Source organism: Alphaproteobacteria bacterium, from assembly GCA_035625915.1.
In the GTDB taxonomy this organism is placed as follows: domain Bacteria; phylum Pseudomonadota; class Alphaproteobacteria; order JACZXZ01; family JACZXZ01; genus DATDHA01.
The window spans coordinates 1-16333 of record DASPOR010000004.1; the positions used below are offsets into that span (position 1 = coordinate 1).

13 protein-coding genes are annotated in these 16333 nt (G+C 62.7%); 7 read left to right on the forward strand and 6 right to left on the reverse strand.

From position 1 onward, the window contains the following. Positions 1 to 379: GDSL-type esterase/lipase family protein (locus VEJ16_00260; protein ID HYB08085.1), on the reverse strand; the 379-nt coding region annotated here is incomplete at its 3' end. A gap of 318 nt (positions 380 to 697) precedes the next feature. On the opposite strand from VEJ16_00260, the gene VEJ16_00265 reads away from it, so the two are divergent. Next, positions 698 to 1102, forward strand: a complete 405-nt coding sequence (locus VEJ16_00265; protein ID HYB08086.1) for a hypothetical protein — start codon at positions 698 to 700, stop codon at positions 1100 to 1102. A 33-nt stretch (positions 1103 to 1135) separates the two neighbouring features. Here the strand turns inward: VEJ16_00265 and VEJ16_00270 are convergent, their stop codons facing one another. Genes VEJ16_00270 through VEJ16_00285 form a run of 4 tightly spaced genes read right to left on the reverse strand, consistent with a single transcriptional unit; the run spans position 1136 to position 3945 of the window. Next, complete coding sequence (locus VEJ16_00270) at positions 1136 to 2353, reverse strand: CCA tRNA nucleotidyltransferase (protein ID HYB08087.1); 1218 nt, start codon at positions 2351 to 2353, stop codon at positions 1136 to 1138. A 40-nt stretch (positions 2354 to 2393) separates the two neighbouring features. After that, positions 2394 to 2672 (reverse strand): DUF6111 family protein, encoded by a 279-nt coding sequence (locus VEJ16_00275; protein ID HYB08088.1) that lies wholly within the window; start codon positions 2670 to 2672, stop codon positions 2394 to 2396. Beyond that, the gene (locus VEJ16_00280) at positions 2672 to 3337 is read right to left on the reverse strand and encodes a CoA pyrophosphatase (GenBank protein HYB08089.1); all 666 of its coding nucleotides are present in this window, start codon (positions 3335 to 3337) and stop codon (positions 2672 to 2674) included. Before VEJ16_00280 ends, VEJ16_00275 begins: the two co-directional genes overlap by 1 nt. Next, positions 3334 to 3945: a DUF1285 domain-containing protein gene (locus VEJ16_00285; GenBank protein ID HYB08090.1), complete on the reverse strand. Its 612-nt coding sequence runs from the start codon at positions 3943 to 3945 to the stop codon at positions 3334 to 3336. Before VEJ16_00285 ends, VEJ16_00280 begins: the two co-directional genes overlap by 4 nt. Before the next feature lie 112 nt (positions 3946 to 4057). On the opposite strand from VEJ16_00285, the gene VEJ16_00290 reads away from it, so the two are divergent. From VEJ16_00290 to VEJ16_00305, 4 genes are read left to right on the forward strand one after another with little or no spacing between them, the layout of a single operon-like run. Continuing rightward, complete coding sequence (locus VEJ16_00290) at positions 4058 to 5047, forward strand: MoxR family ATPase (protein ID HYB08091.1); 990 nt, start codon at positions 4058 to 4060, stop codon at positions 5045 to 5047. A 7-nt stretch (positions 5048 to 5054) separates the two neighbouring features. Next, positions 5055 to 5969, forward strand: coding sequence for a DUF58 domain-containing protein (locus tag VEJ16_00295; protein ID HYB08092.1), 915 nt, complete (start codon positions 5055 to 5057; stop codon positions 5967 to 5969). After that, positions 5966 to 8698 (forward strand): DUF4159 domain-containing protein, encoded by a 2733-nt coding sequence (locus VEJ16_00300; protein HYB08093.1) that lies wholly within the window; start codon positions 5966 to 5968, stop codon positions 8696 to 8698. Before VEJ16_00295 ends, VEJ16_00300 begins: the two co-directional genes overlap by 4 nt. Continuing rightward, positions 8698 to 10782: a hypothetical protein gene (locus tag VEJ16_00305; GenBank protein HYB08094.1), complete on the forward strand. Its 2085-nt coding sequence runs from the start codon at positions 8698 to 8700 to the stop codon at positions 10780 to 10782. The genes VEJ16_00300 and VEJ16_00305 overlap by 1 nt, the downstream gene beginning before the upstream one ends. 175 nt (positions 10783 to 10957) lie before the next feature. Here VEJ16_00305 and VEJ16_00310 read toward each other — a convergent pair whose 3' ends face one another. Continuing rightward, a complete protein-coding gene (locus VEJ16_00310; GenBank protein ID HYB08095.1) occupies positions 10958 to 11449 on the reverse strand; it encodes a class I SAM-dependent methyltransferase in 492 nt (163 codons plus the stop codon). 222 nt (positions 11450 to 11671) lie between these two features. On the opposite strand from VEJ16_00310, the gene VEJ16_00315 reads away from it, so the two are divergent. Further along, a complete protein-coding gene (locus tag VEJ16_00315) occupies positions 11672 to 13831 on the forward strand; it encodes a tetratricopeptide repeat protein (GenBank protein ID HYB08096.1) in 2160 nt (719 codons plus the stop codon). Between the two features lie 266 nt (positions 13832 to 14097). Next, complete coding sequence (locus tag VEJ16_00320; GenBank protein ID HYB08097.1) at positions 14098 to 16317, forward strand: sulfotransferase; 2220 nt, start codon at positions 14098 to 14100, stop codon at positions 16315 to 16317. Positions 16318 to 16333: the final 16 nt, after the last annotated feature.

A 16333-nucleotide genomic window follows, 5' to 3' on the forward strand; every position in this document is an offset into this window, starting at 1 on the left:
CCTCGCACGGCCATGGTCCGAGAAAGAGGGTCGGCTTCCATGCCTTCGCTTCGGAAAGCATTGCCCGCGCCGTGAGAAGCGATTCTTCGAGTGGGACGCGCACCCCATCCGTGCCGACTTCCAAGGCCGTATCGTTGTTGCCGAACGCAAAAACGATCGCCCCTAGGTAGATATCGGGCAGACGCGCTACACACTCGGCTTTCCATCGCGCCGCGATCAGCACGGAGGTATCGGCGCGGACGCCGAGGTTGTAGCAGGAAAGATCGTGCCCGCGCTCGCGTTCCGCCTGACAGAGTCGGCCCGGCCAACCGAGGAACCGGTCGTCCCCGGTTCCCGCCGTCAAACTATCGCCCACGAAGCAAATTCGAAGCGCTGTCATTCCCCTATCCTTCCCGGAGAATTGTCGACACTCTCGTGTGGCGAATCCGAAATTCGCCACATCTGGGTGCGGGACCGTGAGCGAATTTCGGATTCAAAACCACACGAGGAATATATTGTATCCAGTGTGGTATTCGGATTTGAAGTTCCTGGACGTGGCTACCGCTAACATCCTAGGGGCTTCAAGTCCACCGCGTTAAGAAAAACAATTGCCCGCATAAAGAAGGCGGTTCAAGTTCCTATCATTGGCATTCGGGACGCTTGATTGGCGCCTCGATTAACGCACAAAAGCTTCCGACCCATGCTTAGGAGAGTTGCGATGGGCACGATCTACGTTGCGAAAAGTACCATGCTTGGCAAATGGGCATCGGACGTCGGGCTGAGCAAGCACGTCTTCAAGATCGGCTACACCGAGGAGTCCGTGAAGGACGTCGTCGCGGCGGGCTGGGCGGGCGAATCCGACTGGCAACTCGTTAAGAAACAGGAGGCTGAGGGCATAAGCGAGGAAGCGCTGATCGCGCGCCTCGCACTCAAGGAAAGGATGATCGATCCCGCTCTCTACCCCAAGATCAAGGGTGCGCGCGGCATCTTCAAGGTGCCGCCGGATCACGTCGAAAACCACATCGTGGTCGAGCGCGCGATGGCGGGCGTCGAGCTGATCGATCCCGGCAAGCTCAAGCCCGTTGATTTCGCAAAATATCTGATCGACAACGCGCTCAAGTGAAAGGGCCCGATTTCCGAGACCGAAGTGCGATCCTCAGTTGCCTGAAAGTTCCAGAAGCTTTGCAAGGCATGCATCTCGGTCGGGTGCGAAATCCTGCTCGATCCACCATGCTTCGACCGCGGCGATGAGCCGCCCTACTTTCGGACCGGCCGGTATGCCTAGCGCCAACGCGTCTCGTCCCCTCACGGGAAATCCGGGCGGCCGCCACGCGACCGCGAATGCCAGATGATCGCGCCAAGCCTCGCTCGCGCGCCGATCGCTCGGACCATGAGCGCCGATGTCGCGCGCCCAGGCGAGGAGTGAAAGATCCCTGAACAGCTCTGCGCCGAGGCGATAATGATGCTTCCGTCGCTCGACTTCGGACATATCCACATGAAGCCGAACGCGAGGTTGCACGAGTTCGACGAGCCGCTCGGATTCGACATTCGAAAGCCGCAACCGGCGCGCGACACCGTCGGGGGTACCTTTTGCCGTATCGATCAGGGCCGCAAGGCGGCGCAAGGCGTCGGCTCCGGCCGCGGCACCCTCGACGGTTACAAGGGCGCGCAAGAACTCAACACTTCCCGCTTCCGGCAAGAAATGTCCGACGATGCCGTCCTCGATCATAAGTGCGACGACCCTAGCGGGATCGGGTGCGCTCAGGAGCTTGAGCGTCTCCGCGGCAACCCGCTCGCCCGATAGGGTCGGCAACAGATGGGCGAGTTCCTTGCAGGCAAGCCGACATTCTTCATCGATCGGCGGTTTGCCGTAATGGGCGTAGAAACGGAAAAAGCGCAGCAGCCGCAACACGTCTTCCCTGATGCGCGCGCGCGGATCGCCCACGAAGCGGATGCGGCCGAGCTTAAGGTCCTCAAGACCGCCGAAGGGATCGTAGAGCGTTCCGTCAGGGGCCGCGAGGAGTGCATTGATCGTCAAATCGCGGCGTGCTGCGTCAGCCATCCAGTCATCGGTGAAGGCGACGCGTGCGCGGCGTCCATCGGTCTCGACATCCAAGCGGAGTGTCGTGATCTCGAAGTGGTCCCGTCCGATCACCGCCGTGACCGTGCCATGCGCGATACCGGTCGGAATTGCCTGAATGCCAGCTGCCTCCAGCAGTTCGATGACCGCGGGGGGCGGATCGTGGGTCGCAAGGTCGATGTCTTTGACCGGCCGTCCGAGGATCGCATCGCGCACGCATCCGCCGACGAAGCGGACCACGGCCCCCTTGGTGCCGAGGGCCGCCACCACGCGCTTGGTGGCAGGAGCCGTCATCCACGGCTGCTCTTCGATTTTGCCGACCGGCTGCAAGCGTCTAATCCTTGATCTGGCCCGGTATGACGCGACCGTTCTTGACCTCGGCCGGAACGTATTTCCCATGTGGCGAATGGCCTGCAAGCAAGGCGCCGACGACGAAGCTCGCCGCCGAAATCCCCATGCCGCTGAGGATCAGCCAAAACCACGGCCCCTGTTGCCAGGTCGGTGCAACCGTGCCGGTTGCCGTGGCGCGTCGGCGCCGATGCACGAGCCAAAGAAGGTAAATGGCCGTCGGCAGCACGATAGGCAGCAGGTATTGGAAGAGCACGCGCGCCATCAGCCGATCAACACGTCGCGGAGATTGACGAGCATCCCCGCGGTCGCACCCCAAATGTATCGATCCTTGTAGGGCAGCGCATAGAACTGCCGCTCGATCCCCTTAAAGATGCGACTGTCGATCCGGTAGTTTGCCCGATCGAGGGCGAACGCCAGTGGCATTTCGAAAACGTCGGCGACCTCGACCGGATCCGGCTTTACCGGGAACGGCGGGCGCACGATGGCGACCACCGGGCAGATGATGAAGCCAGTGCGCGTTTCGTACTCGTCGAGTCGCCCGACCGGAGAGACATTATCGGGCGGCAGGCCTACTTCCTCGAACGCCTCGCGTAGGGCTGCGTGTTCGGGGTCGGGATCGCCGGGCTCGATGTGCCCGCCGGGGAAGCTGATCTGGCCGGCGTGGTCGTGCAAATTCGCGGTCCGCAGGGTGAGGAGGACGGTCATCCCCTCACCACGGTCAACAAGGGGGACCAGAACCGCGGCCGGCGTGAGCGGCCCAGGATGGCGCATATCCTGAGTATTGAGATTGTGGTCGCCCCGGTGGTCAGTCTTGCCGCCCGCAATAGGTTGAGGTGCAAAGCCGTGGCGACGCCCGCGCAGAGCGCCGGCGGTCGCGCGAATCCTATCGATGATAACCTGCCGTTCGATGGAAATTTCCTCCGTCATGACCTGTCATCGAGCCGTCCGAGCGGAAAAAAATGCCCGCGGCTCCATACACCGTAGAGATTCTCGCCCTTCACCGGCTCTTCGACGCCGATTTCAACAAGCTGATAATAAACCGAACGGACGATAAGCGCCTCGAGTCCCGGGCAGGCGCCAATTCCCGGGCGTGCGAGGACATAGGGCCGCGGCTCCCCGCTGGCGGGATCGTGGCACAAGCGGATCGGATGGTCAGCGCCGACTGTCACGGTCTCGTCGAGATTGGTGCGGAAATGAAGGGAACGGGTGCGACCCTCGCCCTCGGCCGTAAGCTCGACTGCCGTGAAGGGCGCATCGTCAACCTTGATCCGGCCACGTTCGGCCGGTGTCACAAGCCAATAGTCTCCCGCCTCGTCGCGCTTCAAGACCGAGGCGAACAGCTTCACGAGTGCAGGCCGGCCGATCGGCGACCCGCGATAGTACCAAGTGCCGTCGCGCCCGATCCGGATATCGATGTCGCCACAAAAGGGCTGGAATGGCGGCTTTGCGGGATGGGCACCGGAGGGGGCGACCGAGGGGGCGGGAACGTCGAATTGATTTGCGCCGCGTGTGACATCGGTTGATGCTTTTGTCATGACGCCGCCTTATTTGTCGGGTAACCGCTCATTTCGGGGTCCGGGTGGGATCATACCATTGCGCGCTGATCAAGGAGCAGAGCACGTGACAATCGTCGAGACCGGTCCGGCCATGGGTGAGCCAAGTGGCGCGCTTGTGGCCGAGGTGGAGCGCCTTTGCCAGCGGATGAGCGTTGTCCGCGAGCGCGTCGGCCAGGTGATTTTCGGCCAGAAAGCCGTTATAGACCATTCTCTTATAACGCTTTTGGCAAGCGGCCACGCCCTCCTCGTTGGCGTACCCGGGCTCGCCAAGACCCGTCTCGTGGAGACACTTGGGATCGTGCTCGGCCTCGACGCCAAGCGTATCCAATGCACGCCGGACCTTATGCCCGCCGACATTTTGGGCTCGGAAGTCTTGGAAGAAGCCGAAAACGGACGACGAGCATTCCGCTTTATCGAGGGGCCTGTATTTTGCCAGCTTCTGATGGCGGACGAGGTCAATCGCGCGAGCCCGCGGACCCAATCCGCCCTGCTTCAAGCAATGCAGGAAGGGCGCGTTTCAGTCGCCGGGCGTTACCACGGGCTGCCGAAGCCATTCCATGTGTTGGCGACGCAGAATCCGCTCGAACAGGAAGGCACTTACCCGTTGCCGGAAGCGCAGCTCGACCGGTTCCTTATGCAAATCGACGTCAATTACCCCGACATCGAGGCCGAGCGGCACATGCTCGCTGCCACGACGGGTATCGCGGAGGTCCAACCCGCCACGACGATGGCGACCGATGATCTTCTTGCGGCCCAGCGTCTCATCCGTCGGATTCCGGTCGGGCAAAGCGTGGTCGACGCAATCCTCAAGCTCGTGCGCCAAGGTCGGCCCGAGACGAGCGAGCTTGATGAAGTGCGCCGGCAGGTCGCATGGGGACCTGGCCCACGCGCGAGCCAAGCGCTCATGCTCGCAACTCGCGCACGCGCCGTGATCGAGGGACGGCTGGCGCCCTCGGTCGACGACGTGCTGGCGCTGGCACCGGCCGTTCTGCGCCACCGCATGGCGCTTAATTTCGCCGCCCGCGCAGACGGCATCACGATCGATCAAGTGATCAACCAGCTGGCCGCTCCCCTCGGCTGACGGATCCATGGCAGGACTCGCGCAAAGCCAAGGCGCCCCGCCGACCCAGCAACGGGCCGAGCGGCTCGCCGCGGTCCTACCCCCACTTCTCGTGCAGGCCGAACGCGTCGCGGCAACGATCGCGCAAGGGGTTCACGGCAGGCGGCGAGTGGGCACGGGCGATACGTTCTGGCAGTTCCGTCGTTATGAAATGGGCGAGTCCACGCACCGCATCGATTGGCGCCGCTCGGCGAAGTCGGACTTGCTCTTCGTGCGCGAAACGGAATGGGAAGCCGCGGCAAGCGTCTGGCTGTGGTGCGATCGCTCACCCTCGATGACCTATCGCTCGGCACCTCAGCTTCCCGAAAAAGCCGAGCGTGCCGCCTTGCTGCTCCTGGCCCTTGCATGCCTACTCGTGCGCGGGGACGAGCACGTTACCCTGCTCGGCTCCGGGCTTCATCCCCGCCCAGGCCGCCCAGCGCTCGACCGCATTGTCCTCATGTTGGAGCGGGCGAAAGGGGGGCTCGGCAAGATCTCTCAAGCGAGCTTGCCGGCGTTCGAGCTTCTGCCGCGCCACGGTCAACTTGTCCTCTTCGGCGACTTTCTTGGCCCGCTCGAGGAAACCGATAGTATCGTGCGCCGCTATGCTGGACGCGGGGTTAAGGGAAACCTCGTCCAGGTTCTGGATCCGGCCGAGGAGACATTGCCATTTGGCGGACGCAATCGCTTCGAGGGCGTCGAGGGCGAGGGTGACGTGCTGATTCGCCGTGTCGAGGCGGTGCGCGATGCTTACGTCGACCGGCTTGCCCGGCATCGAGCGGGACTTCACGCAATCGCCCGAACGGTCGGTTGGAATCTCATCTTGCACCGTACCGACCGCGCGCCCGAGTCCGCACTTCTTGCGCTCTACGCCACGCTCTCGGCAAGTTGGGAAGGCTTATGATGCTCTCCCTGGGCGCCCTTGCCTTCTTGCATCCCTGGATTCTTTCGGCCCTGGTCGCTCTTCCGGCGTTGTGGTGGCTGTTACGCGTAACACCCCCCATGCCGAAGCTCATCCGCTTTCCCGCGGTACGCCTGCTCCTCGGCCTAGTGCAGAGCGAGGAGACCCCCGCCCGCACCCCACTTTGGCTTGTGGCTCTTCGCCTTTTGCTGGCTGCACTCATCATCGTCGGTTTGGCGCAACCGCTATTGAATCCGCTGGGTGCCCATCGCGGGGACGGCCCGCTCATCCTTGTCGTCGACAATGGTTGGGCGGCGGCACGGGATTGGGCCGCACGCGAGCGCACACTGTCGAGCCTAATCGAGGGGGCGGTGCGCGAAGAACGGCCCGTGATGCTGTTGGCGACGGCACCACCAGCCTCCGGGGATAAGCTTCAGGCGAGCGGACTGTTGCCTGCGGCCGACGTTCAGCGTCTCGCCCAGGCACTCCAGCCGCAGCCTTGGTCGACCGACCACGGAGCGGCAATCGCCGCTCTTGAAGGTGTCAAGCTCGCCGGCCCAGCGAAGGTTTTCTGGCTCTCCGACGGCCTCAATGACGCGGATGCGACCAAGCTCGCCTTACGGCTCGAGCAGCTAGGGTCCGTCGAGGTCGTGAGCGATCCTGCCTCGGCACTGCCGCATTTGCTGATTCCACCGGCCATTCAGGGAGCCGAGCTGGGTGTGACCGTCGTGCGCGCCACGAGCGAGGGCAGCGAGCGCGTCGATGTGCGCGCACTCGACAGCGACGGCCACCAGGCGGCGGAACTTCCCCTGACGATTGAGCCTGGCAAGCGCGTGGCCCTCGGCAAATTCGCAATTCCCGTCGAGCTCAGAAACCAGATTGCGCGCATCGAAATCGCGGGCGAGCGGACGGTAGGTGCCGAAGTGCTTCTTGACGAACGGTGGCGACGACGCCCAGTCGGCCTCGTCACCGCTCCCGCGACCGAGCAGGCGGAGCCGCTACTCGGCGGGCACTACTATCTCGAACGTGCATTGCAGCCCTACAGCGAAGTCGTGACTGGAACGCTGGAACAACTTCTTCAACGCGAGCTCGCTGTCCTCGTGCTGACCGACACTGACCCCTTACCCCCAGCTTTGCGCCAGCTGCTCGAGCGCTGGATCGAGCATGGCGGCACTCTCGTTCGTTTCGCGGGTCCTCGGCTTGCCCAAGGTAACGATGACCTGGTACCGGTCAAACTTCGGCAGGGCGAGCGCGAACTCGGTGGGGCCATGTCGTGGGCGAAGCCAGCATCGTTGGCCCCTTTCGACGCGCGCAGCCCTTTTGCCGGCCTCGAGATTCCAGCCGACGTCACGATCAAGCGCCAAGTGCTGGCGGAACCCTCGCTCGATCTCGACCAGAAAACCTGGGCGCGCCTCAGCGACGGGACTCCTCTCGTGACCGCAGACAAGCGTGGCGGGGGTTGGCTCGTGCTGATCCACACGACGGCCAATCCGGACTGGTCCTCATTGCCGTTCTCGGGCCTCTTCGTCGAGATGCTTCAGCGCGTCGTAGCGCTGAGTCAGGGTGTGGCGGGCAGGGCGGAGAAAGTCAATCTACCGCCGCTCAAAACGCTTGACGGCTTTGGCGAACTCGTCAATCCCCCACCGGCGGCGAGTGCCCTCAGTGCCGACGATCTCGCCCACCCTCAGCTCGGTCCACGCCACCCCCCTGGCTACTATGGTAGCCAGACGAGCAGGCGTGCGCTGAACCTCACGAATGCGGTCGTGGCGATCGACCCCTTGCGTGGATTGCCACCCGGCCTCGCACAGACATATTACGGCGCCCAACGTGAGCGGGATTTGAAGCCCTGGCTCTTGGGCGCTGCAACGCTGCTCGCCCTTGTGGATTTCGTGCTAAGCCTCGCGCTACGCGGCCTTTTAGCGGGCCGCAAGGTGCGCAAACTCGCCGGAAGTGCCGCGGCACTGATATTGGCCGCGGTCGTGGCGATGACACCTGACGCTCGCGCCGCCGGCTCTTCGCCGAGCCCCGACGATTCCGCCATCATCGCCGCGATCACGACGACCAGGCTTGCATACGTGGTGACCGGCGACAGTGCTGTCGACGACGTCAGCAAGGCCGGGCTCACTGGCCTGACACTGGCGCTCAACGCGCGCACGGCGATCGAGGCGGCATCGCCGATGGCTGTCGACCCGGCCAAGGATGAGCTTGTCTTCTTCCCGCTCATCTATTGGCCGGTCACCGAGCAAATGCCGAGTTTGCCGACACCCGCGGTCGAAAAGGTCACCGAATATCTTCGCAACGGCGGCCTCATCGTGTTCGATACGCGCGATCCAAATCGCGGCGCCGCGAGCTGGCGAACCTTGCGACGGCTTCTTAACGAATTCGATCTTCCCGCGATCATTCCAGTCCCCGACGAGCACGTCCTGACGCGGTCGTTCTATCTCATCCATGACTTCCCGGGCCGTCTCGACGGCTCGACCGTGTGGGTCGAGCGCTCGGAAGGCAACGTGAATGACGGCGTCTCCTCCGTCATCATCGGCGGCAACGATTGGGCGGGCGCTTGGGCGGTCGACGATGCCGCGCATCCCCTGATGGCGGTGTCGCCCGGCGGCGAACGTCAACGGGAGATGGCGCTGCGCTTTGGCGTCAATCTCGCGATGTATGCCTTGACCGGCAGCTATAAATCCGACCAGGTGCACCTGCCCGCGATACTCGAGAGGCTCGGCCTCTGATGCTCGAGAATCTCGCCATCACCTTCGCCCCGCTTATTGCCTGGCCTGCGATCGCCCTTTTCGCCGGCGGTGCGATAGCCCTCCTCGCGGTTGCGTGGCTGAGAGGTGCGCCAGGAACGGCCTGGCGCGCACTTGTGCTCGGTGTGCTGCTTCTCACCCTTCTCAATCCTTCGGCCGTGATCGAAGACCGCGCACCCCTCGACGATGTGGGGTTGGTCGTCGTCGACGATTCGCCGAGCCAGGGAATCGGCAATCGCCGGGCCGAAACCGAAGCGGCACTCGCCAAAGTCCTCGATGCCGCCAAATCGCTCCGGCATCTCGAATTGCGCATCGTGCGAACAACCGCACAAGACGAAAACGGCCGCGATGAGGGCACACTTTTGTTCAAGGCGCTCGACAGGGCGATTTCGGAAATCCCGCGCCAGCGTTTCGCGGGGGCCATCATGATCACCGACGGTCAGGTGCATGACGTGCCGGCACCTGAGGTCGCCCGCCAGCTTGCTGCGCCGCTCCACGCGCTCTTGACTGGCATACGCAATGAGGCCGACCGCCGTCTCACCGTCGTCGATGCACCGAGCTATGGCCTCGTCGGCAAACCGATAACGTTTACGGTGCGGGTCGACGATCTCCCGGGACCTTCACACGGAACGACACGAATGACCATCGCACGCGACGGTGCGGCGGAGGACGCTGTCGACGTTCCGCTAGGTGCCGATACGCCGATCACTGTGACCCTCGATCACGCCGGCCAAACGATCTTCGAGCTGGCAGTCGATCCGGGACCGAAATCGCTCACCCCTCTCAACAAGCGCGCCGTCGTGGTCGTTAACGGCGTGCGGGACCGATTGCGCGTGCTGCTCGTCTCCGGTGAGCCGCATCCGGGCGAGCGAGCGTGGCGCAACCTTCTCAAGTCCGACCCGGCGGTCGATTTGGTTCACTTCACCATTCTGCGCCCGCCCGAGAAGCTAGACGCGACGCCCGTACGCGAGCTTTCGCTCATCACCTTCCCGGTGCACGAGCTGTTCGAGGTCAAGCTCGCCGAATTCGATCTCATCATTTTCGACCGATATCGCAGGCGGGGCGAACTGCCGCGGAATTATTTTCAGAACATCGTGAACTACGTGAACAATGGCGGCGCCATTTTGTCGGCGGTCGGTTCGAGCTTCGCTTCGCCGGCGAGCTTTTACTATTCTCCCCTCGCCGACGTGATCCCGGCGGAGCCGACCGGACAAGTGCTAGAGCAAGGCTTCCGCCCTCAGGTGACTGATATCGGCCGTAGGCATCCGGTGACGGCCGATTTGCCGGGTGAGGATTCCAAGGACCACCCCTGGGGTCGCTGGTTCCGTCAGATCGACGTGCGGGCCAAGGGCGGGGTGACGCTCATGAGCGGAATCGACGGCCGGCCCCTCCTTCAGCTCGAACGTATCGGCAAGGGGCGCGCGGCCTTGATCGCGAGCGATCAGATGTGGCTTTGGTCGCGCGGGTTCGAAGGGGGAGGGCCGCAAGCCGAATTGCTGCGCCGGCTGGCCCATTGGCTGATGAAGGAGCCGGAACTCGAGGAGGAGGATCTGCGCGCCGAGGTGGAGGGTAATCGGCTCAAGGTCGTCCGGCAAAGTCTCGACGATAAGCCGGTCGACGCCGTGGTCACCGCACCATCCGGAAGGACGACAACGCTCAAGCTCGTGCAGGAGGAAGGCGGGCGTTCGAGTGCGACGATCACAGCCGATGAACTCGGTCTCTACCGAGTCACGGACGGCATGCACACAGCACTTGCGGCCGTCGGCCCACTCAATCCAATCGAATTCGCCGATGTGCGCTCGACCGACGAGAAGCTCAAACCTGCGACCGATGCAACGGGCGGCAGTGTGCGTTGGCTGTCGGAAGGCGGGGTGCCGGAGCTGCGCCAGATTCGCCCCGCACGGGATTATGCCGGTGCCGGTGCTGCTGGCCCTTGGATCGCGTTCAAGAGCAACGGAGACTACGTAGTGACGGGCGTGCGCCAAGCGCCGCTTTTGCCCGCACTCCTCGTGCTGCTCGCCGCCCTCGGCGCACTAGCGTTTGCCTGGCGGCGCGAGGGACAATAGAGGACGACCGACCAAGGACGCGATGAACATCGCCAAGTTATCCGCCCACGGGCCGGAGCGTACGAATGGGATATCGAACGCCTCTTGGTGACAATCCGGTCGTTGAAGCCCGCGCGCATCATTGCGGTCCCGGGCGATCAATTATCGCAGCGATCGTCGAGCCCGCCGAACGTACCTACCCGCCAACCCGGTACATCACATAAGCGGACTCCTCCACGCCGTCCGGTGTGGGCATCCGCGTCCAATCGGGATTCTCCATCGTGTAATCGCCGAGAACGAGGCCGCCCGGCGCCATGAGGGGTGAAAGAAGCGGCACAATGGAGGAGACGAGATTGCGGCTCGCGACCACGTCGTGTGAGCCTACGTCGCAATTGGCAAGAATGGCCTGCCCCGCGAGTTGTCGCTGGACGCGCGGCAATGTGTCCCGAAAATCGCCCTCGATGAAATATTCCGGGGTGGGTCGCGATCTTGGATGAGACGCGAGCTCGCGGTCGAACACATATATGCTCCGGCCTGGAAAGCGCGCTCGCAAGTGATCGAAGGTCCGACCGTTCCCGAGGCCCAGCTCTAGAATAGGACCCGGGCGGTCGCCGATCAGCCTTGCAGCCGCGTCGATATGGGCCCGCTGAGCGAGCAATCGTTCTATGAAGGTGTCCAGGCGACTCATCCCTCCCTACTTTTCGCAGATGCGCCGACCTTGCTCAATAGTTTGTTCGTGGTTCCGGGAGTGGCGGGCGGATCGCGAATCAGGCCGGCGGAACACGCCAAGCGCGGGCTGAAAAAGAGGCTCGGTATCGTTGCAATCGAGCATCCGTAAACCATTTGGCAGCCCATCGCTTTCGCCCTATTCTGCGCCACCCATGCGCCGCAAGATATTGACGAGGCAAGCTTGAATCGCAAGGAACGCCGGCGAGCCGTCAGGCAGAAGCCGAGCGCTCCTGTGCCGCCGCCCGGAGCTTCTGCCGCCCCAGGCGGCACAGGCCATATTCTCCAGCAAGGAATCGAACTTCTTCAGGCGGGCCGCGTCTCCGAAGCGGAGGCGCTTTATCGGCGCGTGCTTGCAATCGATCCCAAAGAACCCGACGCAACTCACCTTCTCGGGTTGATCGCGCATCAAAAAGGTCAAAATGAAACGGCGATCGAGTTGATCGGAAAAGCCATCGCGCTCGACGGACGGGTAGCCGCCTATCATGCCAATCTCGGGGAGGCATATCGGGCACTCGGGCAAATGGACGATGCGATCCGTAGCCACCGGCGGGCACTCGAACTTCGCCCGGACCTCGCATCCGCCCATTACGGGCTCGGCACGGCGCTGCTTGAAAAGGGATCCTACGAGGAGGCCGCCACAGAGCTCAAACGCGTGGCCGTGTTCGATCCCCAAGATGCCGAGGCGCACCTCAGTCTCGGGATCGCCCTTTCGAGGCTCGGCCGCCTTGATGAGGCAATTTCCTTTCTCGATCGCGCCGTCAAGCTGCGCGCGCAACTTGGCGAGGCGCACCTTAATCTCGGCGTGGTCCTCCACGCGAAAGGCGATTTGCGCGGCGGGTACACGGCGCTTGCCCGTGCCGTTGAACTTATGCCCGACCTCGCGGAAGCTCATTACCGCATCGCGCGCGTTCTTGTGGCGCTCGAATATTTTGCTGAAGCGATCAGCGCTTTCCGTGAGGCAGTACGGTTGCAACCGCAGTCGCTTCATATTCAGCTCGAGCTTGCGGAGGCTCTACGCCTCTACCGCCACATTCCCGAATCGATCGAAATCTATGAGCGCTTGAGCAAGTTTCATCCCGCTTTATCCGATCCGCTCAACGGCATCGGCCTTGGCCTTCTGGAGCAAGGCGATTTCGAGGGTGCGCGGCGCATGTTCGATAGAGCACTCGCGCTCGATCCAAGCTCCGCCGATATCCATTTCAACATTGGGTTTTCCTATCAGCTTCAAGGTCGATTCGAGGAGGCACGAGGGTGGCACGAAAGGACCCTCGCCCTCCAGCCGGATCACGCGGTAGCGCACTACAATCTCGTGAAGAGCCGCAAGGGAGAGGCGAGCGAAGAGCAGCGGCGTGAAATCGAAAAGGTGCTGCGACTGTCGACACTATCGGCCCGTCAGCGGGCGGCACTCAATTTCGCCCTGGCCAACGTCGACGACGAGCTCGGCGACTACGATGCCGCGTTCGCCGCCTACAAGGAGGCCAACGATCTCAAGAAGGCGACGATGCTCTATGACCCCGAAGAGTATACCGCCTATGTGGATCGCGTAATCGCGACGTTCACGCCGGAACTGTTAGCGGAGAAGTCCGCGTTCGGCAGTGCCTCCAAGCTGCCCGTATTCATAGTCGGCATGCCGCGCTCAGGCACCTCCCTGGTAGAGCAGATCGCCGCAAGTCATCCGCAGGTGCACGGAGCGGGTGAACTCGACGATCTAAGGCGGATCGCGCAGACCCTATCGGCCAATCTCGGTACATCTGCCGCATACCCCGAAGTCGCGCGTCGCCTCGATCGCACCGCAACGCATGCAGCAGCCGAAGCCTACATCGCGGAATTGCGCAAACACTCACCCACGGCCGAGCGTATTACCGACAAGCTGCCGCAAAATTTTCCACGCATCGGCCTTATCCATGTCCTGTTCCCCAAGGCACGGATCGTTCACTGCGCACGCGATCCGCTCGACACCTGCGTATCGTGCTATTTTCAGGAGTTCGCCCACGGCCAGCCCTATGCCTACGACCTCGCTCATCTCGGGCGGCATTATCGTGACTATCTGCGGCTCATGGCCCATTGGCACAAAGTTCTGCCAGGCCGGATACTCGACATCCCCTACGAGGCTCTCATCGCCGACCAGGAAGCCTGGAGCCGCAAGCTGATTTCGTATTTGGATTTGCCGTGGGACGATCGTTGCCTTGCTTTCTATGAGAAGGAACGCCTCGTCCGCACAGCGAGCTTCTGGCAGGTGCGCCAGCCGATCTATGCGTCCTCGATCGGGCGCTGGCGCCGCTATGCAAAGCATCTCGCCCCACTCTTTGACGGCCTGGGCATCGCCCAACCCTCGGATTGAGGCTTCGTTCATTGAATGGACGTTGCGACCTCGGCCGAAGGGGAGCACCCCACAGGGCGCATGACGCCAGCCGCATCGAACTGCGGCGAAATTCGCCGTTATATTAACGCGTTAGCGGGGCCCCGATACTTTCAGCTGATCGGCGCTATAGCTAACCGTTGCATTCGGCGCCGCACTCGACGTATGGCTTGCCAGGGGACTTAACCGCCGGGAACGCGTTACGTCCCGGATGCAACCGGTCGGCCATGCCGTAAGCGGGCGATTTGATGGAAGCTTCTGAAATTTCAACGAATTACGAAACGGCGAAGGCCCTTCATCGGGCGGGCCGGCTGGCCGAGGCCGAGGCGCTCTATCGGGTCATCTTGGCGGCGGAACCGACCCACCCCGATACCCTTCATATGATGGGGGTATTGGCGCTTCAGTCCGGTCAGGCGTCAGCCGCCCTTTTGCCGTTGGAGCGTGCCGTGGCACTGCACAGCCAGAATCCGGCGTTCCACACCACGCTCGGGCAAGCAAGGCTCCACCTCGGCCAACTCGAAGCCGCATTGGGGAGCTTTCGAACCGCAACCGAACTTCAGGTCGATTTTGTCGCGGCCTACTCCCTTGCGGGCTTGGTGCTGCGGCAGATGGGGCGGAATGACGAGGCTCGTGTCGCACTCGAAAAGGCCCTCGCCTTGGAGCCAAACCTCGTTGCAGCGCTGTTCCATCTTGGCGCCATCCTCGATGAACAAGGCAATCGCACCGGTGCTATCGACTGTTACCGACGGGCATTGGCGCTGGCGCCCGATTTTGCCGAAGCTGAACTCAACCTCGGAATCTGCTTGGCACAGGTCGATGATGTGGCGGAAGCCCTTCCCCATCTCGAACGTGCCGCGGTCCTTCGGCCCGATCTCGCGGATGCGCATGGCGCGCTCGGCAACGCCTTGCTCGAGTCAGGGCAAGGCGAGCGCGCGATCGCCGCCTATCGAAGAGCGCTTGAGATCGAACCGAAATCGGCACTTGTGCTCTTCAATCTTGGAAATGCCTTCCGTGCAGAAGGCCGTTTCGAGGCTGCTTTGATGACGTATCGCGAGGCACTTGCATCGGATCCTCGATTGTCGCAGGCAGCCATCAACGCGGGTGGGGTATTCGACGACCTCCATCGCTATGCCGAGGCAGAACAATGCTATCGCCAGGCGCTAGCGATCGACCCGAACGCGGCCCTCGCGCATGCCGGCCTCAGCCTGGTTCAACGCGCCCAGGGTGCGACTGGCGAAGCCCTGTCCGAGGCCGAACGTAGCGTCGCCCTCGACGCCCAGTTGCCCGAGACTCACACGGCGGTGGGGCTCTGCCAGCAAACGCTCGGAAAATTCGATGCCGCCGCCGCCGCCTTCCGCCGCGCGCTTGCAATCGACCCGCTTCAGCCGGCGGCACTCGTGCAGCTTGCTGTCATGCGGGGGGTTGAACTCAGCGAGGCCGAGCGAACTCAGATCGAGCGAGCGCTGACAAAGCCGAAGCTGCGACTCAAAGATAAAGCGAGTCTTCACTTCGCAATGGGGACGGTCGCCGATGGGCGGGGCGCGTATGACGAGGCCTTCGGGCATTACGCCAAAGCCAATGCGATCAAAGCGGGAATGCACCACTACGATCCCATCCAAATCGAGCGCCACGTCGACGCACTTATCGAAACCTTCGACCGCGCTTTTTTTGAGGTGCGCCGGGACTTCGGCGTCCCTTCCGAACAACCTATTTTCGTGCTTGGCATGCCTCGATCGGGCACCACGCTTGTCGAGCAGATTTTGGCGAGCCATCCTGGAGTGCACGGTGGGGGGGAACTTTCGGCGGCGGATCAATGGATAACCGGTCTCGACCTGTTGCCGACGATAAGAGAAGCGCGCATGGAATATCCAAAATCGACGCGCATTCTCGATCGATCCGCCGCGGAGAGGCTGGCCGGACGCTATCTCGACGAGATCGGTCGAGAGGCCGGTGCGGCACTTCGGATCACCGACAAGCTACCGGCGAATTTCCTGCGCATTGGCCTGATCGCACTTCTGCTGCCGCGCGCCCGCATCATTCATTGCATGCGTGATCCGCTCGACACCTGTCTCTCGTGTTACTTTCAGAACTTCGCCGAACCGATGCCGTTCACCAACACGCTCGACCGCCTCGGTCGATACTACCGCGCCTATGAGCGACTCATGGCCCACTGGCGCAGCGTACTGCCTCAGCGCATGCTCGAAGTGTCGTATGAGGAGCTTGTCGCCGAACCCGACCGGTGGTGTCGTCAAATTCTCGCGCATTGCGCACTCCCTTGGGACGAGGGCGTATTACGCTTCTTTGCGACGGATCGTTCCATCCGTACCGCAAGCGTCTGGCAGGTGCGCCAGCCGATCTACCTGAGCTCGGTCGGACGCTGGAAGCATTATCGGGATCATCTGGCACCGCTCCTCAACGCCCTCGGCCGCGATGCAAATGCCGAATCCGGCCCCAATGCCGCCGCCTAGTGCCAACGCACATTCG